This window comes from Streptococcus thoraltensis DSM 12221 (genome assembly GCF_000380145.1).
Taxonomy (GTDB): domain Bacteria; phylum Bacillota; class Bacilli; order Lactobacillales; family Streptococcaceae; genus Streptococcus; species Streptococcus thoraltensis.
Genome location: NZ_KB904586.1, coordinates 247,704 through 270,396, shown reverse-complemented (window position 1 = coordinate 270,396; position 22,693 = coordinate 247,704). Strand labels below are relative to the sequence as shown.

Sequence of the window (22,693 nt, the reverse complement as noted above, 5' to 3'; positions counted from 1 at the left end):
TAATAAATAAACGAGAAAGAGAGTCTATATCATGGATTTGTTACTTTTAAAGTCTCTTCATAGCAGTTTAGGACTATCTGTTATCATTTTTGATAAGTCGTTTCGTATGATCAGCGAATTTTGCTCTGATAAAACAGGCTTGCTATATTACAACTACTACCAGATTTTAACTGAATTTAATCATACGGATTCTGATTTTTTATTCTACAGTGGTCCTTTTAATGAAATGTTGCTAGCCTATCAACTTCAGGAAAAATTTGTTATTATTGGTCCGTGGCGAAGCAACAATATTGATGAAACTTTTTTTAAAAACGAAATGGAAAGAGCAGAAATCTCATCAAAGGAGCAAAGCTACTTTTTTAAAAGTCTAAACACGCTTCCGTTCTTTTCTGGAGGTCAAATTAGGGAACTGCTTGTTTTAATTAACTTCTGCTTTACTGGCGTTGTAGAAGATAGATTATCTCAACCTTTACACGAATACACTGCTGGTTGGGTCAAAAGTTTTGATTTAGAGAAGATAAAACATTTTTCAAAAAATCATTACACAGCAGAATCTTATCTTTATGAATACGAATGTAAAATCATACAAGCGGTTCAAACAGGAGAACTTGAGCAGTTACAGGATGTTGTACGTTATTTAAGCAATGCCGTTGCTCCAAAGGTAAGTGGTGATATGTTACGCTCGGAGAAGAACTATTCCATAACAGTTTTTGATAGACTTTCACAAGTTGCTATTCAGTCTGGATTAGATGTTGAGACAGCCTACTTGTCACGGGACTCTTTTATCCGCGATAGTGAGCTGATGACATCGATCCCTGATGTCATCAAATTACGTGATGCATCCATTGTATTTTATACCACTAAGATTGGCGAAATCAAACAGAAGTTAGCCTCAAAGACTTCACCAACGATTATTGCTATTATCCAATATCTGGAGAATAACTTAGATAAAAATATAGAGACTTCTAAAGTGGCTGCAGTCTTTCACATGAGTGAATCTAAGATTCGAAAACTCTTTAAAACAGCAACAAACAGTACGATTCAGCAGTATGTTCTTGGTTTAAAAATAAAGCGAGCCAAAGTATTCTTAAAAGAAGGAGAACGTATTTCTGATATCGCGGACGTTCTTGGTTTTTCTAGTCCATCTAATTTCTCGCGTTCTTTTAAAAAGTTAGTTGGCGAAAGCCCCATAAAGTATAAACAAAAGTATCATACAGGCAATCACCAAGAATAAATCTACTCTCCGATACTTTATTTAAATGTGCTAAGAAATAATACTACAGGGAGTAAAAAAGCTCTTTTCTACCATTTGTCAAGTCTATCAAGGATTTAAGAGAAAAATATTTTCCAGACAGTAGCTATTTCGAGGCTGCTGTCTTATTTTTGACACTTATTTAGTTAAAAAAGGGCATGTCAAAACAACACCCTATGTTGGAAATGTTTTGATAAGGTGTTACCCTGCTAGGGCATAAACGACTTTAATGATTTTGGGTTGACGTATAATCGTAAAGTTTGTTATGCGTTAGGAGGTAATACATTGTCCTGATGAGGCGATGTATAGAGACAATTGCATGTGCTTAGTTGAAGTCATCTGCGATTGTCTTTTTCGTTTCTCATAGAAGTCTGCGATATTGTGAATACACTTGAACAGAATATAAGGGTTTTCACGTTTGGTGATGTGTTGCTTGGCAAGAAAATTCCCAGATTCATAGTGGCTAAGATCAATCCCGATAAAGGCGTTGATTTGATTGGCAGACTGAAAGCGACGCCTGTTGCTTCAAAGATAATTTCAGGATGTTGAACAGTTTTCAAATCGCCTAGCAGACGAGCAAAACCGATGGCATCACTAGGCATAGTGTAGCTATGAACTTTCTCACTATTAATCAAAATCGCTACCTCTGAACTTGCTTTACTCACAGCAATCCCAAATACTGCTTGCATGATCTTACCTCTTTTGTCTTGAATGATTCCTTGTTTTAGTGATGTCATTTTCAATACTCGACGTCAAGCGTCCCGCATACTTTGATAACATTCTCCCTGAAACAGATGTCTTGACAGTTTTTGTTACGACGTCAAGCGTCAAAAAGCCCCACGACTTAACAAGACACCTCTACTTTGACACAACGAAAAAGTAGTGAGTACTCTCTCCCGTCGAAGATTTCCTCACTACTAATCTTAGTATGTTTTTCTATATTCAAAAAGACTCCATAATCTCCGATGGGAATTTACCCACTACAGAAATTATAGAGCCTTTTTGTATAGTTTTTTGAATTAATACTCAATGAAAATCAAGTACTGTCCGCGTCTTTCGTTTCTTGTCTAAAAGTTAATTCATTTGACTATCTATTTAGATGGAAAAGACTTAGTTCATGGATTCTTGTCTCATTTTGCTGAGTAATTCTTCAGAAGTTGCCAAGTTCATGTGTTTCTCTTTTAAAAGTTCTTGGACTAATGGTCCGACTTCATTGTCTTTGGCGCCAGCTAGAAGTGCTAAGGATTTAGCATGTAATTTCATGTGTCCTGCTTGAATCCCTGTAGAGGTCAAGGCTTTTAGGGCGGCAAAGTTTTGCGCTAAACCAAGCGATACAATCAAGCCAGCGAGTTCTTTAGCGTCAGGGTTATCTAATAAATCGTAAGCGATTTGAACGGTTGGATTGAGACCTATTGAGCCACCGCGAGTGGCGATTGGCATTGGTAGGGTCATGTGTCCCTTGATAGTAGCAGCTTCTTCATCATAGCTCCAGTAGCTGAAGCCTCGATATTGACCATCTCGGCTAGCATAGGCATGAGCCCCAGCCTCAATCGCACGCCAGTCATTTCCAGTTGCTATGACTAAAGCATCAATCCCGTTAAAAATACCCTTATTATGGGTACTAGCACGGTAAGGATCGACTTGTGCTAGTTGACTAGCCATGACGAATTTTTGTGCTAGACGGTTAGCTTCATCCTTGTTACGGCTAAGGCTAGAAATACCAACCTCGCACTCAGCAGAAACTAGACTTTCTGTAGCATAGTTAGACAAGATTGCCATTAATGATTGTCCTTGAGATAATTCTTCTAAAGACGGTACTAAAGCTTCCATCATGGTGTTGACCATGTTGGCTCCCATGGCTTCTTGTGTATCAACTGAAACATAGGTAATAAGAAAGTTTTCTTTCTGCTCAAGCCATAAGTTCCGAGCCCCACCCCCGCGTTTGACGATGGAAGGGTACGCTTGATCAGCCAGATTAAGTAAAAATGCTTTTTGTTCTAAAATATTAGCGGTAGCCTTTTCAAAGTTAGGAACATCAAAGAGGGCAACTTGCCCAATCATTTGACGATTGTGGACAGTTGTCGTGAAACCTCCTGAACGTTTAATGATTTTAGCAGCGAAGCTAGCGGCAGCGACCACAGAGGGTTCCTCGGTCACCATGGGTAACTGATAGAATTTATCATTAACTAAAAAGTCAGGAGCGATAGCAAAGGGTAAAGATAGTTCAGAGACGACATTTTCTGCCATCTGATTAGCAATTTCCAAAGGTAAACCAATCTGTTTTTGCAGAATATCTTGACTCTCTTCTTCAAGTAAGCCAAATTCTCTAATCAGATCAATCCGTTCTTGTGGGCTTTTTTTGGCAAAGCCAGTCCATTTTAGATTAGTCATGTTGTTTTCTCATATAGATGCGTTGATGATTTTGGATATGTTCTAGGGCAAATCCCCCTGTATTATAAGTGTCAAATTTGGCGTTTCCTTCTTCGGTCAAATCAGCTTCCTCATAAAAGAGTTTTTCATACTCACCGATAGTAAGAGCCTGACGTTTCTCCAAGTCTGCCATGCGATTGTTGCGGAGCATTTTCCTAAAACCGTCTACCAATTGAAGAGAGAAGATTTCAGAAACGGCACCAGAACCGTATGAAAAGAGGCAAATATTGTCATTAGCTTTAAGTGTTTGACTGTTTTCTAGAAGTGAGAGCAGTCCTAAGTAGAGTGATCCCGTGTAGATATTGCCGACTTTTCGACTGTATAGGATTGAGATGTCAAAATTATCGGTCAAACGATTTTTTACCTGCTCATCCAAGTCTTTAGGCATGATTTTTTTGAGTCCTTTTAAGGCTAACTTAGGGTATGGCAAGTGGAAGCAGAAAGCAGCGAAATCAGCTAAATTAGACTGATGTCGCTTCTGGTACTCAGCCCAAGTTGTTTCTAGACTGTCTAAATATTGCTTGGTTGAGTAAATGCCATCAACAAAAGGTATTGTTGAATAGATTGGACGCCAGAAGTCATAGATGTCACGGGTTTGAGCCACGTTATCATCTGAAAAAGTGGCAATACGAGGATTTGAAGTCACCAACATGGCAACAGCTCCCGCTCCTTGAGTAGACTCGCCAGCAGATGCGATACCGTATTTAGCGATGTCACTTGCAATAACGAGAACTTTACTATCAGGATTTTTTTCAACATGCAATTTAGCATAATGTAGTCCTGCAGTTCCTGCGTAGCAAGCTTCTTTCATTTCTAAAGAACGAGCAAAGGGTTGAATTCCCAGTAGGTGATGGACATAGACACTGGCAGCCTTAGATTGGTCAATACCAGATTCAGTCGCTACGATGACCATATCAATAGACGTCTTATCCTCATCTGTCAAAATATCCTGGGCAGCCGAAGCAGCCATAGTAACGATGTCTTCTGTAATTGGCGTGATGCTCAAGGCATCAAGCATCAGACCTGTTTTGTATTTTTCAATTTTTTGCCCACGTGCTTGGGCTAATTCTTCTAAATTAAGAACGTATTGACTGGTCGCAAAACCAATCTTATCAATTCCGATGGCCATAAAATCCTTCCTTTATTATTGCTAAAAATTTTCAGGTAATTAGATTGTAACATAAAATGAAAGATTGATTGTCATTTTGATATATGATTTGATAAATCAAACTAATGGAATCGTCAATAATTATTTTTTCTAGTGGAAAAAAAGCGTAAAATTCGATAAACTATATTGGTTATAGAAAAATAAAAGAGGTGACCAAGTCCATGACAAAAGCGGATGATGTTTTTAAAGCCAATATTAAGCGTATCTTAGATGAGGGTGTCATGTCTGAACAGGCTCGTCCAAAGTATAAGAATGGGCAAACGGCTAATTCTAAGTATGTGACAGGGGTATTTGCGGAGTATGATCTAGCTAAGGGAGAATTTCCCATCACAACCTTACGCCCAATTCCTATAAAATCTGCCATTAAAGAGCTCCTCTGGATTTACCAAGATCAATCTAACAGCCTGAACGTGTTAGAAGATAAATACAATGTTCACTATTGGAATGACTGGGAAGTGGATGGAAGCCGTACTATTGGACAGCGCTATGGGGCTGTTGTCAAAAAACACGACATCATCAATAAAATCTTGAAACAATTGGAAGAAAACCCATGGAATCGTCGCAATGTCATCTCGCTTTGGGATTACGAGGCTTTTGAAGAGACAGGTGGGCTCTTACCATGTGCCTTTCAAACCATGTTTGACGTTCGCCGTGTGGACGGTGACATTTACTTGGATGCGACTCTTACCCAGCGTTCAAATGACATGTTGGTTGCTCACCATATCAATGCCATGCAATATGTCGCCCTTCAAATGATGATTGCCAAACATTTTGGCTGGAAGGTTGGAAAATTCTTCTATTTCATTAACAACCTTCATATCTATGATAATCAATTTGAACAAGCTAATGAGTTATTGAATCGTGAAGCTAGCACTTGTCAGCCACGCTTGGTATTAAATGTTCCAGATAAAACCAATTTCTTTGACATTAAAGCAGAAGATTTTGAACTAGTGGATTACGATCCAGTCAAGCCACAATTGAAATTTGATTTAGCTATCTAGTGATTTTATGTCAGCATTTTTGCTTAAATTTTGCTAGAATGATAATAGATATTAAAAAGTAGGAAGCAGATGAGCAAAGACATTATCGCCATATGGGCAGAAGATAAAAATCATTTAATTGGTCACAAGGACAGCTTACCATGGCGTCTACCAAAAGAATTAAAACACTTTAAAGAAACAACCATGGGTCAAGTATTGCTTATGGGGAGGGTGACCTTTGAAGGAATGAACCGTCGTGTTCTTCCTGGCAGACAGACTATCGTTTTAACTAGGGATAAAGATTATCAAGCTGAAGGGGTTATTGTCTTGCACTCAAAAGAGGAAGTGCTTGAATGGTTTGAAAATCAAGATAAAACCTTGTTCATTGTTGGTGGAGCTCGCATTTATCAGAGCTTTTTACCTGTATCCAATAAGTTATTGAAAACGGAAGTTGATGGTGTTTTTGAAGGAGATACCTATTTTCCTGATTATCCAGAAGCAGATTTTGAGTTAGTTTCTGAAAAATTTTTTGAAAAAGACGAAAAAAATGCATATAACTTTACGGTTAAAGAATTGATAAGAAAGGTGGCGTGAGACATGCAGCGTAGTTTATTTGGTGTTTTTACCGCATGTTTGGCGATTATCTGCTTTTTGTGCGCATTGCCAGCATTCAAAAAAAATCGATACGGCTTGGGCGTCATTTTTTTATTAAATGCCTTTACAAACCTAGTTAATACGATTCATGCCTTTTACGGCACATTATTTTAGGAGATAAGAAAAATCATGGTTGGAAATCGAACGAATGATACAATGGTTTATTGCTCTTTTTGTGGCAAAAACCAAGATGAAGTAAAAAAAATCATTGCAGGAAATGGTGTCTTCATCTGTGATGAATGTGTCGCCTTATCACAAGAAATTATTAAAGAAGAGTTGGCTGAAGAAGTTTTAGCTGACTTGACGGAAGTACCAAAGCCAAAAGAATTATTGGATATTTTAGACCAGTACGTTGTTGGTCAAGATCGTGCTAAACGTGCTTTGGCAGTAGCAGTCTACAACCACTATAAACGTATTAGTTTCACAGAAAGTCGTGATGAAGAAGATGTTGTTCTCCAAAAATCAAATATTTTGATGATTGGTCCAACAGGTTCAGGAAAAACATTCCTAGCTCAAACTTTGGCGAAAAGTCTCAATGTGCCATTTGCTATTGCTGATGCTACATCATTGACAGAAGCAGGTTATGTCGGAGAAGACGTTGAAAATATCCTTTTGAAACTGATTCAAGCGGCTGATTATAATGTAGAACGTGCTGAACGTGGTATTATCTACGTGGATGAAATCGATAAAATTGCTAAAAAAGGTGAGAATGTTTCCATCACACGTGACGTTTCAGGTGAAGGGGTACAACAAGCACTTCTCAAGATTATTGAAGGAACAGTTGCCAGTGTGCCACCACAAGGTGGACGTAAACACCCAAGTCAAGAAATGATTCAAATTGACACGAAAAATATTCTTTTCATTGTTGGTGGTGCATTTGATGGTATCGAAGAAATTGTTAAACAACGCCTTGGGGAAAAAATTATTGGATTTGGTCAAAATAATAAAAAAGTATCTGATGAGTCATCCTATATGCAGGAGATTATCGCTGAGGATATTCAAAAATTTGGACTTATTCCAGAATTTATTGGACGTTTGCCTGTTACAGCAGCACTTGAGCAGTTGACGGTTGATGATTTGATTATGATTTTGACAGAGCCTAAAAATGCGCTTGTTCGTCAATACGAAACCCTTTTGTCATACGATAACGTCGAATTAGCATTTGATCGTGAAGCCTTAGAAGCAATTGCAGCCAAAGCTATTGACCGTAAAACGGGTGCGCGTGGCTTGCGCTCAATCATTGAAGAAACGATGATGGACATCATGTTTGAAGTACCAAGTCAAGATGATGTGAAGCGTGTTCGTATTACCAAAGAAGCAGTAGATGGCACTGGTCAGCCTATTTTGGAAACGGCCTAGGAGGATTTATGGCTGAAGAACAGGTTTTAAATACCCACAATGCCTCAATTCTTTTGAGTGCTGCAAATAAGTCTCATTACCCACAGGACGATTTGCCAGAAGTTGCCCTAGCTGGTCGGTCGAACGTGGGTAAATCAAGCTTCATTAATACACTCTTGGGACGTAAGAATCTGGCACGTACGTCAGGCAAACCGGGAAAAACACAATTGCTAAATTTCTTCAATATCGATGATAAACTAAGATTTGTTGATGTTCCCGGATATGGCTATGCTAAGGTGTCGAAAAAAGAGCGTGCCAAATGGGGCAAGATGATTGAAGAATATCTGGTGACACGGGATAATTTAAGAGTGGTTGTGAGTTTAGTTGATTTACGTCACGACCCATCTCAAGATGATATTCAGATGTATGAGTTTCTCAAATACTATGAGATTCCTGTTATTGTTGTCGCGACAAAAGCAGATAAAATTCCTCGTGGTAAGTGGAACAAACACGAATCAGCGATTAAAAAAAAGCTGAATTTTGATAAAGATGATGCTTTTATCATTTTTTCATCAGTAACTCGTGAAGGTTTAGATGTTTCATGGGACACGATTTTAGATTACCTTTAGGAGAATTATGTTGATTGTATTAGCTGGAACCATTGGAGCTGGAAAAAGCTCTCTTGCCAAGGCTTTAGGAGAACATCTGGGAACAGATGTTTTTTATGAGGCTGTTGATAATAATCCTGTTTTGGATTTGTATTATGAGAATCCTAAAAAGTACGCCTTTCTTTTGCAAATCTATTTCTTAAACAAACGTTTTGAGTCTATCAAAGCCGCTTATAAAGATGATAATAATGTACTTGATCGTTCCATTTTTGAAGATGAATTATTCTTGACGTTGAACTATAAGCAAGGCAATGTGACGAAAACAGAACTCGATATTTATAAAGAATTGCTTGACAATATGATGGAAGAATTGGATGGCATGCCCAAAAAGCGTCCAGATCTTCTCATTTATATTGATGTTACTTTTGAAAAAATGTTGGAGCGAATAAAGAGACGTGGACGTTCTTTTGAACAAATTGATAGTCACCCAGAGCTATATGACTACTATCAATTAGTTCATGGAGAGTATCCAAAATGGTATGACAATTACGATTTTTCACCGAAGATGCGTATCACTGGAGATGAATTGGATTTTGTCAATTCAGAAGAAGACTTACAAACGGTTTTGAAGATGATTGAAGAAAAATTGACAAAACTTGATTTGAACAAATAAGAAAAAGCTACTGAGTTCACCTCGTAAGGGGTAATCAGTGGCTTTTTGTTTGACTATATATGGTTAACTTAACGGGTACGCATGGCAGGTATAATGTTTTGAATTAACTGTGATACACCGTCACTTCTTTCGACTTGCCGTACTCAAGTACTGTTCCGCGCCTTTCTGTTCCTTGTCCAAAAGTTAATTCATTTGACTATAAATATCAAAAATAGATTCTAGTCAACTTCTATGAACAAGTGATTGTATACTCAATGAAAATCAAAATTAAACGAGGCGATGCTGATGCAGATAGAACTGTCTTCATCAAATCAAGTCAACAAGGTTTGAATGAGATTTTAAACGAGTATGGAGTCAAACCAATGCAATTGAGTGATTTTCTGCAGTTTGCCAATCGCTCCATCAATAACAATGAAAATGATTAGGTTGAAAAACAAGTCCATCTTGGATAATTTCCCCAACCTTTTTAGGTTTCTTTGATTTTTCTATTGTTTAGAGGGGTTGTCTACATTCTGGAATGTTTGACTAATCTTTAAAATCCTGCATGAAATCATCGATGACTTCCTTGACTGTTCGAATAGCAGTTATAGGAGCAATGCCAGTACCGACAGAAATGAAACCCGCTTCACCGTTTCCCAAAACCATACCATTCAGCATGCCTACCCCACCGTTTTGTTTTTTAGCTAATTCGTCACGACTAGCACCAGCCTCATCCATGGCAACAATCTCTTTGGCTAAGCCTGTAGGGAATGAGCGATAGTAGGCTGGTAGTGTTCTAAATAGTAGTAAATCTTCAGCAGTTCCTTTGACAATCAAGTCTTTAACAGATTGGTGAGAAGGACTTTCTTTAGTAGCTAGGAAAGCCGACCCAACAAAAACGCCTTCAGCACCAAGTGCCAATGCTGCTCGAACCCCACGAACATCTCCAACCCCACCAGCAGCCATAACGGGAATGGCAATACTATCTACAATCATGGGAACAATAGAGAAAGTTCCGATTACCTTTTCAGGGACAGTTCCACCTTCATCGAATCCAGTTGCGACATAAATATCTACTCCAAAAGCCTCAGCGGCTTTAGCATCTTCAATGGTAGGATTACCAGGACGATAAACAATTTTAATACCATGCTCCTTAAGAGGGGTAAAAATCTTGTCATCTAAAATACCATTGATTAACACCACTGGCACTTTCTCTTCAATAACGACTTGAAGGATTGGCCATGTATAGGTTAAATCTGCTGACACTACCAAAGTAGAACCAAAAGGTTTATTGGTCAGTGATTTTACTGTTTGAATTTCACGACGCATCCGTTCAGCTGTTTCTTGAGGGTCACGGGTAATGGTTGTTTGCCCAGCATTTGGTCCTAGAATACCAAGCCCTCCGGCTTCACTGACTGCCGCAACAAATTCAGCATTAGTTAACCAAGCCATGGGACCTTGGATAATGGGGTATTTAATCCCTAGTATTTTTGTAATACGATTGCTCATAATCGTCTCCTTTTATTGAATGATAGTTTTAGTGTAATCTAGAAGCTACCAAAATGGAAGACGGCACTTTTTTGAGAGTAAGTACACATTTATGTACTCATTTTATAGCTTTTGTTTAAGGTGATCCTTAAACCTCTTTTAAGTAGGCGAAAAGCAATTAGTAGAATAGAAGATAGTCATTTGACTATAGATAATCAATACCGATCGTTTGATTTTTTCTTAGTAAGATTTTCCAATAAGAACAAAAGACTTGCGAGGAGCTGTTAGTTATGCTAAACTTGTTCTTGTATCAGATACAGGAATACAAAGGAGCCTTCTATGGATACAAAATTTTCTGTCGCCCTTCATATTCTAACCATGATTAGCGAAAGCAAGGAAGTGTTAAGTTCGCAAGCCTTGGCGATAAGCGTTGGGACAAATCCGAGTTATATTCGGAAAGTCATTGCCCTGTTGAAAAATGCTGGACTGATTACTTCCCACCAAGGGAAGTCGGGCTACCAGCTCAGCAAGTCTCCCAAGGAAATATCTTTGCTAGAGATTTACTATGCGACGCAGGAAGTGGACCACATCCGTCTCTTTCAAATGCATCAACATGCCAATCAGGAATGCCCTGTTGGACAGCATATCGAAGGAGCAGTAGCCCCCATTTTTACAAGTGTGGAGCAACAACTTGAAAAAGCCTTGGCAGACCAAACGCTAGAGCAGGTGATTGACAATCTCTATCAAGCAGCCAAGCAAGCTCGTATCTGACAAAATCGTCAGATTTTCTTAAAGCAAACCTATACTTGATACAGATACAAGTACAACAAAATAAAGAAAAGGAAGAAAAGATGAAAGCAGCACAACATACAACCTATAACAAAAACAATATCGCATTAACAATGGTAGACATTGCAAAACCAACAATTGCCCAAGATCAAGTGCTTATCAAGGTCAAAGTAGCAGGGGTCAATCCACTTGATAACATGATTAGCCGTGGTGAGGTGAAGATGATTGTTCCTTATAAATTGCCACAGACGGCGGGAAATGAGGTCGTTGGTGTGGTGGAAGAAGTAGGCTCAAGCGTCAAGCAATTTGCAGTGGGCGACCGTGTCTTTGGGCGTTTGCCACTTGATCATATTGGTGCTTTTGCCGAGTATGTCGCAGTAGACGCTGAGGCTCTTGCGAAGGTGCCAGAGTATTTGACAGATGTGGAAGCAGCTGCTGTTCCTCTTACGGCTCTTACCATCATGCAGGCGCTTGACTTGATGGGGGCTCAAGCAGGCAAGACTATCTTCATTTCTGGAGGTACTGGCGGTGTCGGTGGAATGGCGATTCCTATCGCAAAAGCCAAAGGCTTAACCGTCATGACGAACGGTGATGGAGCCAATGCGGAGCGTGTCCTAGCCTTGGGGGCGGATCGCTTTATCGACTACAAGACAGAAGACTATACCAAGCTCATCAAGGACGTCGATTATGTCTTAGACACACTTGGTGGGGCAGAGACTGAAAAGCAAATGTCCATTATGAAAAAAGGTGGGCACTTGGTATCCCTTCGGGCCATGCCAAATGGCGCTTTTGCCAAACGCATGAACTTGCCAAAATGGAAACAGTTCTTGTTTGGACTGGTTGGTCGCCAGTTTGACAAGTTGGCTACGAAATACGGTGTGCATTACCATTTCATCTTTGTGGAAAGCAATGGTCAGCAGTTGCAAGAAGTGGCGGACATTTTCACGAAACTCGAAATCAAGCCGTCTATTGATACTGTTTATCCATTTGAAGAAGTCAATGCAGCCCTTGATAAGGTAGCCAACGGTCGTTCACGTGGAAAAACAGTTCTCAGTTTTTAAGAGTTATAGTCAAATGAATGAACTTTCAGACGAGGAACGCAAGACGCCGGATAGTACTTGTTACTCTTCGAAAATCAACAGCAGACCTTGTTGACTTGATTTGATGAAGACAGTTCTATCTGCTATCTGTGTCGCCTAGTCTGCTTTTGATTTTCATTGACTATGAGTACGGCAAGTCGAAAGTGACGATGTATCAAAATTCATTCAAAAGACTATAGTTAGGAGAAAATGATGTCTTATATTACAACCAAAAATAACTATATACAGCTAGCAGGCAATCAGATTGCTTATCGAGAGCTTGGCAAGGGAAAGTCAGACTTGCCACTTGTGATGTTGGTGCATTTAGCAGCAACCTTGGACAATTGGGATCCAAGATTACTCGATTTGATTGCGGAAAAGCAACACTTGATTGTGCTTGATTTGCCCGGTGTCGGAGCTAGTCAAGGCAAGGTCGCACCTACCATTCCTGGTATGGCAGAGCAGGCGATTGCCATTGTGAAAGCTTTGGGTTACGAGCGGATTAACCTACTTGGATTGTCTATGGGCGGGATGATTGCGCAGGAAATGGTTCGTCTAGATAGCCGCTTGGTCAATCGCTTGATTTTAGCAGGGACAGGCCCTCGTGGGGGTAAAGAAGTCGATAAGGTGACTGGAAAGACCTTTCGCTATATGCTAAGAGCAGCTCTTGAGCGGACTGATCCGAAGCGTTATATCTTCTATAATCATGATGAACAAGGTCGTATCGAAGCAGAGAAGGTCTTGGGACGCATGGGAATGAGAAGTGCTGCTCATGCCGACAAGGAGATGAAGGTGCTTGGTTTCCTCACACAGCTAAAAGCCATTAAGCGTTGGGGGAAAGCCGCTGTAGATGACTTAAGCTATATCACGCAACCAACCTTGATTGTCAATGGGGACAAGGACATGCAGGTTCCGACTGAAAATTCTTATGATATGCATGAGAAAATCAAAGGAAGTAAACTGATCATCTATCCGAATGCGGGTCATGGCTCTATTTTCCAATATGCCGATGAATTTTCAAAAGAATTGCTAGCTTTTTTGGCAGCCTAAAGCGGACAAAATAATGCTGACATTTCCTCAAAATGAATTTTTGAAATCTACTGTTGATGAATGTTACTAGTAGATGGTAAGTCGTACCATCTGGTTTAATTGATTAGTGATGGGCCACTAGCAGTAATACTCAAAACAAATAAGAAGTCTGGGACAAGAAGATTTTTATTTTATAAACTCTTTCCTATCTATATGAGGTTGATAGGGCTATAAAAAAAGCGAACAAGATAGTTTTTTCTCTTGGACAGAATGCTATCTTGCTCGTTTTTTATGTTTTGTGTCAGGCATTTATCTTTGGCTTACAGCTTTTACTCAAATCTTCTCGTCTCAAGTGGGGACACGATTCTGGATTAGATTGCATATTACTATCAGTCAAAAACATTAACAGCTTGTCCTTAACAGTTGCTATTTTTAGCGGCTGCTATTTATTCTTGAGCATTTTAGTATTAGTGTATTTTTCACCATAAGCAACCATCAATTCTAAAATGGGTAAAAGGTCTCTTCCTTTATCAGTTAGTGAATATTCCACTCTAGGTGGTACTTCTGGATAGACACAACGGTTAATCAATTGATCGTGTTCCATCTCTTTGAGTTGTTTAGTGAGTGACCCTTGGGATAGCCCTCCGAGATGGCGCTGAATGTCACTAAAGCGTTTATCTTCATCTGTTAGATAATCTAAAATCATCAATTTCCAGCGTCCCGTCATGATATTTTGCGTATATAACAGATGAAAAATGGGTGTTGGATTTTCTAAATCTTCTTCATGAAATCCTTTTGGACAGATTTTAGCCATAGCATACCTCAATAATCGTTAATTAACCTGATTGGTTGAAAGCCTGAAAGGAATGATTTCAACACAAAAGTGTACCTGGTCGTAAAATATTGCCGTCTTCACAACTAATCAGGTCGGTGATAGACTTATTTTATCAAAAAAAGAGAAAAGAGAATAAAAAATGACTTCACAAAAACAAATGAAAATTGTCTTACAAATGGTATCAGGCTATGGTGGTGAATTTAAAACTTGGCGATTACCCAAAGCTAAGGCAGATGCCTACTCGGATATGGATCTCTATGTTGAATTGGCGCAATTAGCTGAAAAAGGGAAAATTCATGCGCTTTTTATGGCTGATACTCCAGCTTTAGTTAATGACTTAGAGACGAACACGCCCATGCATTCAATGGATCCGTTGATTGCAATGACGTCTGTAGCGCGTGCTACGTCACATATCGGATTAGTGGGAACCTTTTCGACAACTTTTAATGAACCCTATAATCTAGCTCGACATTTAAAAGCCTTAGATGTTATTAGTCATGGCCGAGTGGGGTGGAATGCCGTTACAACTTCGACTCCTCAAACAGCAGCGAATTTTGGAACCCACATTGCTAATCGTGCCGAGCGTTATGAGAGGGCTCATGAAATGATTGAAGCTGTTCAATCATTATGGGGCTCATGGGGAGAGAATGCCTATAAACATGATAAGGAAACAGGGCAATTTGCAGATAGCTCACAGATTAAACCAGTTCACTATCAAGGGCAACACCTTTCAACAATGGGACCTTTGCCAATTCCACCATCTGAACAAGGACAGCCAGCTATTTTTCAAGCTGGGCCAAGTGGTGAGGGGATAAGACTTGCGGGCCGTTTTGCTTCAGGGGTTTATGCTAATCCATTTACGGTTGAAGAATCACGTGAATATCGGGAAATACTCCGTCAAAGCGCTGTCGATCACGGTCGTTCAGCCGATGATATTAACATATTTACAGGATTTATGTTTACCATTGCCGACACACGTGAGGAGGCTTTGGCACGTCGTCGTCAACTGATGGCTTTTGACCCAGAAGAAACGAAGCAGCGTTTAGACTACTTGTCAGCTATGGTTGGTATCAATCTCAAGAGTTTGGATGTTGAGCGTCCCCTTCCACAAGGCGTTAAAGAGATGTTGCAGGCACATTGGCAAGACCCTCGTTCTAAAAGAGCAGTTGAATTGCTTAGAGAGGGGTACTCTCCAATGGATACCTTAGCTATGGGAGTAATCAACTATCATCCTGTTGTTGTTGGTACAGCAAAGGATGTCGCAGATTTTCTACAAGAATGGTTTGAATCAGGTGCAACAGACGGTTTCTCTATTGTCCCCGATTTAGCGCATGATGGAGTGAAACGTTTTGTAGAAGAGGTTGTTCCAATTTTACAGGAACGTGGTATTTTCCATAAAGATTATGAAGGAGCGACACTTCGTGAGAATTTGGACTTGCCTTATCAGTATGGCTTGAGAGAAGAATAGAATTTCAAAAAGGTAAGAGAGTTAGATCTTTTATCTTTTTTCATTTGTTGACTTTGTAAAAAATCTTTCATATAGTTGTAGTATAGTCAACTGAATTAACTTTCAGAACGAGGGACAGAAAAACGTGGACAGCACTTGATACTCTTCGAAAAATAAAAGCAGACCTTGTTGACTTGATTTGCTGAAGACAGTTCTATCTGTATTGGTGTTGCCTAGTCTGCTTTTGCTTTTCATTGAGCATGCGTACGGCAAGTCGAAAGTGACTATGTATCAAAGTTAATTCAAAAAACTATAACTAAACAAAGTCATGGGAGAGCATATGTTTCAAACTCTTTTTTCAGCTTTGGCTGTCTTTATATCGACAAGTATTGATTATGTTGTCTTACTCCTCATTGTTTTTGCTAGTTTGGGACGAAAGCAGTTTTTGAAGGTTCTCATTGGGCAATATATTGGCATTTCATTGCTTGTGATTGTCAGTCTTGTAATTGCCTATCTGTTTCATTTTATTCCAGAAGATTGGATGATTGGGTTGTTGGGGCTTATTCCTATTGCCTTAGGTATTCGCTTTGCTATGATTGATAAAGATGAAAATGATGATGAGACAGAAGAAGTAATGGCTCAGCTTCATCGAGGGAAGTATTTAGCAGTGACTGTGACAAGTCTAACTCTTGCAGCTGGTGGTGATAATCTGGGTGTCTATATTCCATATTTTTCGGGTATGTCCTCTCAAGAGGTTAGCCTAGTAATACTGGTATTTATAGTAGCCATCTTCATTTTAAATTGGCTCACTTATCAAGTGGCAGCTACATCGCTAATGAGTCGGATAGTAGAAAATCTGGAAAAATGGTTCCTGCCACTAGTTTTCATAGGACTAGGAATTTATATCCTAATCGAAAATGGTACGATTCAGCATTTTTTGGAAATCCTTTAAACAGAAGAAAAATACCAAATCCTTTGACCACTTGAAGCTAGCGAATTGCAAAAAATCAAAAAAATCGTAGAAAAGTCTTGCATTAACTTGTCAATCATGATAATATAGATGAGGTTTTAAGATAAAACTGACCTAAGACAGCAGGGGAGTTCAACTCATAAGCATCCTGCCGAGGCACAAAACGTCACTAAGATTTTTGTAACGTATTGTACTTTCGTGTCTAGGTTTAGGTGCGATTTTTTTGTGCCTAGCCCAAAAAATAAAAACGGAGGTAAAACTACTAATGAGTGAAGCAATTATTGCTAAAAAGGCTGAACAAGTCTCAGTTGTTGCTGAGAAAATGAAAGCTGCAGCATCTATCGTGGTTGTAGATTCTCGTGGACTTACAGTTGATCAAGATACTGTACTTCGTCGTAATCTTCGTGAAAGCGATGTTGAGTTTAAAGTGATTAAAAACTCAATCTTGTCACGTGCTGCTGAAGAAGCTGGACTTTCAGAACTTAAAGAACTTTTTGTTGGACCATCTGCTGTAGCATTTTCAAACGAAGATGTTATTGCTCCAGCTAAAGTTATCAGCGAATTCGCTAAAGATGCAGAAGCTCTTGAAATTAAAGGTGGTGTTGTTGATGGTTCGTTCACATCTGTGGAAGAAATCAACGCTCTTGCATCACTTCCAAACAAAGAAGGTATGCTATCTATGCTCCTTTCTGTTCTTCAAGCGCCAGTTCGCAACGTTGCATATGCTGTCAAAGCTGTTGCAGAAAAAGACGAAGACGGTGCTGCATAAGCATCTCTTCGCAACTCGTAGCCTAAGGTTACAAACATACTATATTATATCATCTATACTTGGAGGAAATTACAATGGCATTGAACATTGAAAACATTATTGCTGAAATTAAAGAAGCTACTATTCTTGAACTTAACGATCTTGTAAAAGCTATCGAAGAAGAATTTGGTGTAACTGCTGCTGCTCCTGTAGCTGCTGCAGCTGCTGGTGGTGCTGACGCAGGTGCTGCTAAAGATTCATTCGACGTTGAATTGACATCTGCTGGCGACAAAAAAGTTGGCGTTATCAAAGTTGTTCGTGAAATCACAGGCGAAGGACTTAAAGAAGCTAAAGCTATCGTTGATGGCGCACCATCAGTTATCAAAGAAGGTGCTTCAGAAGCAGAAGCTAACGAAATCAAAGAAAAACTTGAAGCAGCAGGTGCTTCAGTTACTCTTAAATAATCATTTTTATAGCCCACCAGCTTAAAAATATGATTAAACCGCTATTCTCATGAGTAGCGGTTTTTTATTTTACCTGAAAAGGGGCAAAAAAGGGGCAAACTATTGATAAAGTTTATCGAGAACATCAACGACTTGCGATTTAATATTTTTAGTAACATGGGTATAGATTTCCATAGTTGTTTTTCCGTTGTCCTTGTGTCCTACACGTTGCGTTATCGCTTTTAGGGGGATATTATGCTCAGCCAATGTACTAATTAGTGTGTGGCGTAAAATATGGGGGTGTAGAGGCTTTTTTATTGGTTCATCTAATGTTTCGTTGGCTTTTTTCATCAAGATATTTAAAGATGATTTGCCGATAGGAATACCATTCGATGAGACAAATATGAAGCCCATGTCTTTGTAGTTTGGATTAGTATGTTTTCTTAAATCATGTAGTTGGATAAACTCTTCTATGATTTCAATTTCTTTGTTGGTAAGGTCGATTACACGGATAGAGGCAGCAGTCTTAGGTGTTGATTTTACACCTTCAGAACCTTTTCTAGTCGGATCAAGAGTGCCATTTATTGTTATAGTACGGTTTTCTTTATCGTAGTTTTCAAACTTAAGAGCGCCAGCTTCACCAACACGGCATCCGTTTAGAGACATAAATTCAGCCATGCGGGCAACATAATAGCCACGGTTATAGTTTTTCATAGCTTCAAGTAATCTTTGTAGTTCCTCTTGCTCTAGATACTTGTCTTCGATACGTTCCATTTCTTCGTATGTGATTACTTTTTTAGGTAATCTTACACGTTCTATTGGATTGGAAAGAATCAACTCTAAATCTAAAGCGTAATTAAATACCATGCTTAGCACGGATTTATGCTTTCTTAATTTAATAAGATTATATGCTGAATTTGTAAAGTACTGCTGAGTATATTTAGGAGTAATATTTTTTATTTTGATTCCAGGAGCGAAATTTTTTCTGACTTCATTTACAGCGTAGATCATTGTTTTTTCAGTTGATGGCTTTATAGATTTTTTATGTAGATTCCACCAATCATCAATGATATTTTCAAACAGTAAATCAGTGGTTGTCAGATTTTGCAGTTTTTCAGCAATTTTTTCTTCTAATAGTTTTTGGGCTTCTTTTTTAGCTCTTGATGTTCTACTGTCTAAAGTGATAGATACTTTTTTCCATTTTTCTGTATAAGGGTCTTTGTATCTTTCAAAATATTTGTATTTACCGTTGGATAGTTCTTCAATCCACATTGCTTTTTACCTCATTTCTATGTTAAAATGGGTACAATAAAGAGGGCTTTTTAATGCCTGTCTTTATTGTACGATTTATTCCCTACACTCAAGCTTGCCGGCCGAGAGTGTGGGGATTTTTTGTTTATTCTTCTAAATTGTCGACAGCGTACTGAGCTTCTTCCTCGGTAAATTTATCACCATATTCAGAAATTAGTTGATCGTAAATGGCATCTGTAGACATAGCCATATTTTTTTGATAACTTTTAGCTGATTTTAGGGCATTCTTTTTATAGTCAACCTTTAGTTTGTCAACAGCGTACTGAGCTTCTTCTTCGGTAAATTTATCACCAGCATCCGAAATAAGTTGGTCGTAGATGCCTTGCTTAGACATATGCATGGTCTTAGAATAACTTTTAGCTGACTTCAAAGCATTCTTTTTATAGTTAACTTTAATGTTATCAACAGCATATTGAGCATCCTCTTCAGAAAATTTATCAAATTCTGATGTTAATTGATCATAGATGCGTTGCTTAGACATGTGCATCGTTTTAGCGTAGCTTTTAGCAGAACGAACAGCATTCTTTTGTTCTTTAGTCGCTGCATAAACAACCGTTTGTGGTTGCGAAAAAGGAATATCAACATGTGCAATAGAAGCTGTTCCTAAAAGAACGGCTGTACCTAAAATAACAAAATGTTTCTTTTTCATAACATTTCCTTTCTAGTTAGCTTTTAACGTGGATCAAACTGTTGCACATTTATTTTTTTAATTAGTCCCAAGAATTCTCTTTCCCATCACTTTATCAGCGATGTTTTTTAGTTATCCGAATATTTTCCAACAACTTCACCAATAATTCTAAAATCGCTGTCTTTCAGCTTTGGTCGGTGAGAGTTTGGGGATTTTTTGCTTTAAATTATGCTATAATATAATCAAAAATAGTAGGCAGGTGATTGATATGGTGAAAGTTAGAAAGATTCCGGTAGTTGTTGAAGCAGAGCAAGCTGATGAAGTTCAATACATCGAAACCTTAGAAGGAACGATGAAAGCATCCGCAGGCGATTGGATTATCACTGGTGTTAACGGCGAGCGCTACCCTGTAAAACCAGATATTTTTTCTAAAACTTATGAAATTCTTTAAGGTTAGACCGTTAGGGTCTGACCTTTATTTTTTTTGTAATCTCAGAGAATCGTTTATCATAGGCTTGATTAATATATTCATTAGGGGCTTTTATGAAATCACTCCATTTAACAAGCACACAGTATCTATCTTCTTCTGACCAAACATGCTTGTCATTGTCTAATGGTAAGTAGTAATTATAGCTAAATTCACTAACGGTAGTACTGTCATTTATTGCTACTACACTATGATTGTTTCCGCAAGTGAAACATGCTTGCTCTCCTCTATAAACTTCATCATACAAATCTGGTAAAATGACACCTAGAATTCCGTTCCTACCTCCAGCACTTGTGTTTGAAAGAGAGGCTTGCAATTCTCTTTTGATATAATTTTGATTAACCCAGCTATTTTCTGCACTATATTGTCCAATAAGATGTATTGTAACCGTAGAGTCTTTTAAGTAGTCTTCTCGTATTTTTCTCATGATATAGTCTTCATCATAAGATTGGATAGGTTCGTTTAAAGATTTATCAATCATATCTACATTCAGGTGATTTTGGATATATTCTTTGTATACGATATCTTGAGATTTAAACGAGATGAAACATTTATGTTTTGTCACTTTTACTCCTTTCTTTGGGCGGTATCTGTTTGTAAATTTGCCCAATTTATATTTTCACTAGAAATAATCGTTTCTGCTCTTTCAACCAATAATGCAAAAGCATCTGGTTCGTTTTTATAGACGCCTGTCTTGGTTAAAAACATATGTTTTTCTTGTTTCAAAAGCTCTGCAGTTCTCCGATAATCAATCCAGTTGTCGCGATGTTTTGATATGGATATGAAACTTTCACAAAGCAACATTCCTCCAGCACAAAGTGCAGATAGAATTTCAAAAAATGGAAACCTTGCAGTAGTCAAGATAGGGATGATAAAGCCTAAAATGACTTCAATCCTTTTAAGGCATTTATATCGTTTTTGATGATCTTGGCTTTTGGTATCGTACCATTTTATTTGGTCGTAAAGCCTTGATTCAAGATATTCTTGTTCATCCAATAGGACTCCCTCCTTACATCCCCATAATATCCCTAAATCCTTCTTTCACCATCACTTCATCAGCGATGGTTTTTCTTTTTCCGAGTAGCTTCCAACAACTTCACCGATAATTCTAAAGTCGCTGTCTTTGTCGATTGGTATATCGTCGTAGTTTTTGTTTAGACTGTGTAGAAATGCGCTATTTTCGTTGATAACTAACTGTTTGATATATGCGTCACCGTAGTATTCAAAGACACCTATGTCGCCGTCTATGAGGTCAACAGATAGTTTTACGAAAACATAATCGCCAGAATGATAGTCAGGCTCCATAGAATCACCGTATATAGGCACGACAAAATCAGCGTCAATATCTACTGGCAATTCAATTTGTTCCACTTGAACATTGTTTAGATATTGACCTGTACCAGCAGATAGTGCTTGGTCGTAGTAGTCGTAGGTGTAGTAGATGGTAGGTTCGTCTACTGTATCCGTACTGTTTTCTACTGTGTTTTGTTGGTTTAATTGCTCCGTGGTATACTCTAGAACGTTTTTCTGGCGCTCAGGGTGCAATTGTACTACTTTGTCCTTTATTGCCTGTACGGTGGCGTTATTTGCGTCTGGTGAGGTGGATAATTCTGTTAACGTTTCGCCTAGTAATGTAGATTTGGCTATTCCGAATATACTTGCCATGTGTTCTATATTATCCATGAGAGGTTTGTTACGTCCCAATTCCCAAGCTGATACAGCTGTCGGAGCAATGCCGAGTTTTGTAGCCAATTCTTTTTGGGTAAGCTTCGTTTGTTTCCTATATAGTTTAATGTTTTCAGCTACGGTGGCGTTATTTACGTGTGGTGAGGTTTCTGGCTTTGAAGAATACAATTCTACTAAATCAGACTTTTCAACTCCGAAGAAGTTAGCCATGATTTCAATTTTATCAATTCTAGGATACGTTTTAGCATTAACCCAGTCTAAAACTGTACTATATTTAAAATCTAATATCTTTGAAAAATCTTTTACATTTAATCCAAGGCTATCTAAGTGTCTTCTGATATTGCTAGCCATTATTTCTTTATTTCCTAGTGAACCGCTCATTTCTTTCACCTCCTGTGTGTTTACATTATAACGTTTAAACCGTGTTTTTGTCAAAAAATATATAAAAAAAGAAAAAAATCATTGTTTTTGTATTGACAACACGGTTAAACCGTGTTATAATTATCTTGTAAGGTTGAGAAAGGCAATCTTAGACAAGGAAACTAACAGAAAGGATTAATTAATGAAAAGTCGCCGAAGCAAAAAGAAAAAGCTTAGCAACGAACAATTGATAAACTTGATAATCGCACTCATCAACTTAATCATAACGTTACTAAACTTAATCGAAAAAT

At 38.4% G+C, this 22,693-nt stretch carries 24 protein-coding genes, 1 pseudogene and 1 other annotated feature; of the genes and pseudogenes, 15 read left to right on the top strand and 10 right to left on the bottom strand.

From position 1 onward, the window contains the following. Positions 1 to 28: 28 nt before the first annotated feature. Entirely contained in the window at positions 29 to 1,234 is a 1,206-nt protein-coding gene (locus tag A3IA_RS0101415) for a YSIRK-targeted surface antigen transcriptional regulator (RefSeq protein ID WP_026217495.1), read from the top strand. A 244-nt stretch (positions 1,235 to 1,478) separates the two neighbouring features. On the opposite strand, the pseudogene A3IA_RS13530 reads toward A3IA_RS0101415, so the two are convergent. The 3 genes and pseudogenes from A3IA_RS13530 to A3IA_RS0101400 all read right to left on the bottom strand — a co-directional run. After that, positions 1,479 to 1,768: pseudogene (locus A3IA_RS13530) on the bottom strand (transposase); the annotation flags it as partial. A 594-nt stretch (positions 1,769 to 2,362) separates the two neighbouring features. Next, positions 2,363 to 3,643 carry a hydroxymethylglutaryl-CoA reductase, degradative gene (locus tag A3IA_RS0101405; protein WP_018379561.1) on the bottom strand — a complete coding sequence of 427 codons (1,281 nt, stop codon included), beginning with the start codon at positions 3,641 to 3,643 and terminating at the stop codon, positions 2,363 to 2,365. After that, the gene (locus A3IA_RS0101400) at positions 3,636 to 4,811 is read right to left on the bottom strand and encodes a hydroxymethylglutaryl-CoA synthase (RefSeq protein WP_018379560.1); all 1,176 of its coding nucleotides are present in this window, start codon (positions 4,809 to 4,811) and stop codon (positions 3,636 to 3,638) included. The genes A3IA_RS0101405 and A3IA_RS0101400 overlap by 8 nt, the downstream gene beginning before the upstream one ends. Before the next feature lie 200 nt (positions 4,812 to 5,011). On the opposite strand from A3IA_RS0101400, the gene A3IA_RS0101395 reads away from it, so the two are divergent. From A3IA_RS0101395 to A3IA_RS12845, 6 genes are all read left to right on the top strand, one after another. Beyond that, positions 5,012 to 5,851 (top strand): thymidylate synthase, encoded by an 840-nt coding sequence (locus A3IA_RS0101395; RefSeq protein ID WP_018379559.1) that lies wholly within the window; start codon positions 5,012 to 5,014, stop codon positions 5,849 to 5,851. Between the two features lie 69 nt (positions 5,852 to 5,920). Continuing rightward, positions 5,921 to 6,424 carry a dihydrofolate reductase gene (locus A3IA_RS0101390; protein ID WP_018379558.1) on the top strand — a complete coding sequence of 168 codons (504 nt, stop codon included), beginning with the start codon at positions 5,921 to 5,923 and terminating at the stop codon, positions 6,422 to 6,424. A gap of 189 nt (positions 6,425 to 6,613) precedes the next feature. Then, positions 6,614 to 7,843 (top strand): ATP-dependent Clp protease ATP-binding subunit ClpX, encoded by a 1,230-nt coding sequence (clpX, locus tag A3IA_RS0101385; RefSeq protein WP_018379557.1) that lies wholly within the window; start codon positions 6,614 to 6,616, stop codon positions 7,841 to 7,843. A gap of 8 nt (positions 7,844 to 7,851) precedes the next feature. Beyond that, positions 7,852 to 8,451: a ribosome biogenesis GTP-binding protein YihA/YsxC gene (gene yihA, locus A3IA_RS0101380; protein ID WP_018379556.1), complete on the top strand. Its 600-nt coding sequence runs from the start codon at positions 7,852 to 7,854 to the stop codon at positions 8,449 to 8,451. A gap of 7 nt (positions 8,452 to 8,458) precedes the next feature. Continuing rightward, a complete protein-coding gene (locus tag A3IA_RS0101375; protein WP_018379555.1) occupies positions 8,459 to 9,103 on the top strand; it encodes a deoxynucleoside kinase in 645 nt (214 codons plus the stop codon). A 254-nt stretch (positions 9,104 to 9,357) separates the two neighbouring features. After that, the gene (locus A3IA_RS12845; RefSeq protein ID WP_018379554.1) at positions 9,358 to 9,528 is read left to right on the top strand and encodes a hypothetical protein; all 171 of its coding nucleotides are present in this window, start codon (positions 9,358 to 9,360) and stop codon (positions 9,526 to 9,528) included. Positions 9,529 to 9,628: 100 nt separating this feature from the next. On the opposite strand, the gene A3IA_RS0101365 is transcribed toward A3IA_RS12845, so the two are convergent. Continuing rightward, complete coding sequence (locus A3IA_RS0101365) at positions 9,629 to 10,591, bottom strand: NAD(P)H-dependent flavin oxidoreductase (RefSeq protein ID WP_018379553.1); 963 nt, start codon at positions 10,589 to 10,591, stop codon at positions 9,629 to 9,631. Between the two features lie 318 nt (positions 10,592 to 10,909). Here A3IA_RS0101365 and A3IA_RS0101360 point away from each other — a divergent pair, with 318 nt between their 5' ends. The 3 genes from A3IA_RS0101360 (at position 10,910) to A3IA_RS0101350 (ending at position 13,488) form a co-directional block, all read left to right on the top strand. Next, positions 10,910 to 11,341, top strand: a complete 432-nt coding sequence (locus A3IA_RS0101360) for an Rrf2 family transcriptional regulator (RefSeq protein ID WP_018379552.1) — start codon at positions 10,910 to 10,912, stop codon at positions 11,339 to 11,341. An 80-nt stretch (positions 11,342 to 11,421) separates the two neighbouring features. Next, complete coding sequence (locus A3IA_RS0101355) at positions 11,422 to 12,420, top strand: NADP-dependent oxidoreductase (RefSeq protein WP_018379551.1); 999 nt, start codon at positions 11,422 to 11,424, stop codon at positions 12,418 to 12,420. A 231-nt stretch (positions 12,421 to 12,651) separates the two neighbouring features. Further along, entirely contained in the window at positions 12,652 to 13,488 is an 837-nt protein-coding gene (locus A3IA_RS0101350) for an alpha/beta fold hydrolase (protein WP_018379550.1), read from the top strand. A 421-nt stretch (positions 13,489 to 13,909) separates the two neighbouring features. On the opposite strand, the gene A3IA_RS0101345 is transcribed toward A3IA_RS0101350, so the two are convergent. Beyond that, on the bottom strand, positions 13,910 to 14,281 hold the full coding sequence (locus A3IA_RS0101345; RefSeq protein WP_018379549.1) for a winged helix-turn-helix transcriptional regulator: 372 nt from the start codon (positions 14,279 to 14,281) through the stop codon (positions 13,910 to 13,912). A gap of 160 nt (positions 14,282 to 14,441) precedes the next feature. Between A3IA_RS0101345 and A3IA_RS0101340 the strand changes: the two genes are divergently transcribed. From A3IA_RS0101340 to rplL, 4 genes are all read left to right on the top strand, one after another. Then, entirely contained in the window at positions 14,442 to 15,770 is a 1,329-nt protein-coding gene (locus A3IA_RS0101340) for an NtaA/DmoA family FMN-dependent monooxygenase (protein ID WP_018379548.1), read from the top strand. A 319-nt stretch (positions 15,771 to 16,089) separates the two neighbouring features. After that, positions 16,090 to 16,701, top strand: a complete 612-nt coding sequence (locus tag A3IA_RS0101335) for a CadD family cadmium resistance transporter (protein WP_018379547.1) — start codon at positions 16,090 to 16,092, stop codon at positions 16,699 to 16,701. 113 nt (positions 16,702 to 16,814) lie between these two features. Beyond that, positions 16,815 to 16,952 (top strand) — a sequence feature (ribosomal protein L10 leader region). 32 nt (positions 16,953 to 16,984) lie between these two features. Next, a complete protein-coding gene (rplJ, locus tag A3IA_RS0101330) occupies positions 16,985 to 17,488 on the top strand; it encodes a 50S ribosomal protein L10 (RefSeq protein ID WP_018379546.1) in 504 nt (167 codons plus the stop codon). Positions 17,489 to 17,562: 74 nt separating this feature from the next. Further along, positions 17,563 to 17,931, top strand: coding sequence for a 50S ribosomal protein L7/L12 (gene rplL / locus A3IA_RS0101325; RefSeq protein ID WP_018379545.1), 369 nt, complete (start codon positions 17,563 to 17,565; stop codon positions 17,929 to 17,931). Between the two features lie 99 nt (positions 17,932 to 18,030). Here the strand turns inward: rplL and A3IA_RS0101320 are convergent, their stop codons facing one another. Continuing rightward, a complete protein-coding gene (locus A3IA_RS0101320) occupies positions 18,031 to 19,182 on the bottom strand; it encodes a tyrosine-type recombinase/integrase (RefSeq protein WP_018379544.1) in 1,152 nt (383 codons plus the stop codon). A gap of 124 nt (positions 19,183 to 19,306) precedes the next feature. Next, entirely contained in the window at positions 19,307 to 19,870 is a 564-nt protein-coding gene (locus tag A3IA_RS0101315) for an Ltp family lipoprotein (protein WP_018379543.1), read from the bottom strand. Between the two features lie 247 nt (positions 19,871 to 20,117). On the opposite strand from A3IA_RS0101315, the gene A3IA_RS0101310 reads away from it, so the two are divergent. After that, positions 20,118 to 20,300, top strand: a complete 183-nt coding sequence (locus A3IA_RS0101310) for a hypothetical protein (RefSeq protein WP_018379542.1) — start codon at positions 20,118 to 20,120, stop codon at positions 20,298 to 20,300. Between the two features lie 10 nt (positions 20,301 to 20,310). Here A3IA_RS0101310 and A3IA_RS0101305 read toward each other — a convergent pair whose 3' ends face one another. The 3 genes from A3IA_RS0101305 to A3IA_RS0101295 are packed head-to-tail and all read right to left on the bottom strand — an operon-like array spanning position 20,311 to position 22,190. Beyond that, positions 20,311 to 20,901, bottom strand: a complete 591-nt coding sequence (locus A3IA_RS0101305) for a TIR domain-containing protein (protein ID WP_018379541.1) — start codon at positions 20,899 to 20,901, stop codon at positions 20,311 to 20,313. 2 nt (positions 20,902 to 20,903) lie between these two features. Then, entirely contained in the window at positions 20,904 to 21,332 is a 429-nt protein-coding gene (locus tag A3IA_RS0101300; protein WP_018379540.1) for a DUF4231 domain-containing protein, read from the bottom strand. A gap of 51 nt (positions 21,333 to 21,383) precedes the next feature. Next, complete coding sequence (locus tag A3IA_RS0101295; RefSeq protein ID WP_425314534.1) at positions 21,384 to 22,190, bottom strand: XRE family transcriptional regulator; 807 nt, start codon at positions 22,188 to 22,190, stop codon at positions 21,384 to 21,386. Between the last annotated feature and the right edge of the window lie 503 nt (positions 22,191 to 22,693).

Bases quoted from the DNA above. Each gene is read 5' to 3' on its own strand.
- A3IA_RS0101365 (WP_018379553.1), bottom strand. From the start codon at position 10,591: ATGAGCAATCGTATTACAAAAATACTAGGGATTAAATACCCCATTATC.
- clpX (WP_018379557.1), top strand. From the start codon at position 6,614: ATGGTTGGAAATCGAACGAATGATACAATGGTTTATTGCTCTTTTTGT.
- yihA (WP_018379556.1), top strand. From the start codon at position 7,852: ATGGCTGAAGAACAGGTTTTAAATACCCACAATGCCTCAATTCTTTTG.
- A3IA_RS0101345 (WP_018379549.1), bottom strand. From the start codon at position 14,281: ATGGCTAAAATCTGTCCAAAAGGATTTCATGAAGAAGATTTAGAAAAT.
- rplL (WP_018379545.1), top strand. From the start codon at position 17,563: ATGGCATTGAACATTGAAAACATTATTGCTGAAATTAAAGAAGCTACT.
- A3IA_RS0101355 (WP_018379551.1), top strand. From the start codon at position 11,422: ATGAAAGCAGCACAACATACAACCTATAACAAAAACAATATCGCATTA.
- A3IA_RS0101400 (WP_018379560.1), bottom strand. From the start codon at position 4,811: ATGGCCATCGGAATTGATAAGATTGGTTTTGCGACCAGTCAATACGTT.
- A3IA_RS0101315 (WP_018379543.1), bottom strand. From the start codon at position 19,870: ATGAAAAAGAAACATTTTGTTATTTTAGGTACAGCCGTTCTTTTAGGA.
- rplJ (WP_018379546.1), top strand. From the start codon at position 16,985: ATGAGTGAAGCAATTATTGCTAAAAAGGCTGAACAAGTCTCAGTTGTT.
- A3IA_RS0101395 (WP_018379559.1), top strand. From the start codon at position 5,012: ATGACAAAAGCGGATGATGTTTTTAAAGCCAATATTAAGCGTATCTTA.
- A3IA_RS0101320 (WP_018379544.1), bottom strand. From the start codon at position 19,182: ATGTGGATTGAAGAACTATCCAACGGTAAATACAAATATTTTGAAAGA.
- A3IA_RS0101390 (WP_018379558.1), top strand. From the start codon at position 5,921: ATGAGCAAAGACATTATCGCCATATGGGCAGAAGATAAAAATCATTTA.
- A3IA_RS0101310 (WP_018379542.1), top strand. From the start codon at position 20,118: ATGGTGAAAGTTAGAAAGATTCCGGTAGTTGTTGAAGCAGAGCAAGCT.
- A3IA_RS12845 (WP_018379554.1), top strand. From the start codon at position 9,358: ATGAAAATCAAAATTAAACGAGGCGATGCTGATGCAGATAGAACTGTC.
- A3IA_RS0101350 (WP_018379550.1), top strand. From the start codon at position 12,652: ATGTCTTATATTACAACCAAAAATAACTATATACAGCTAGCAGGCAAT.
- A3IA_RS0101360 (WP_018379552.1), top strand. From the start codon at position 10,910: ATGGATACAAAATTTTCTGTCGCCCTTCATATTCTAACCATGATTAGC.
- A3IA_RS0101340 (WP_018379548.1), top strand. From the start codon at position 14,442: ATGACTTCACAAAAACAAATGAAAATTGTCTTACAAATGGTATCAGGC.
- A3IA_RS0101375 (WP_018379555.1), top strand. From the start codon at position 8,459: ATGTTGATTGTATTAGCTGGAACCATTGGAGCTGGAAAAAGCTCTCTT.
- A3IA_RS0101405 (WP_018379561.1), bottom strand. From the start codon at position 3,643: ATGACTAATCTAAAATGGACTGGCTTTGCCAAAAAAAGCCCACAAGAA.
- A3IA_RS0101335 (WP_018379547.1), top strand. From the start codon at position 16,090: ATGTTTCAAACTCTTTTTTCAGCTTTGGCTGTCTTTATATCGACAAGT.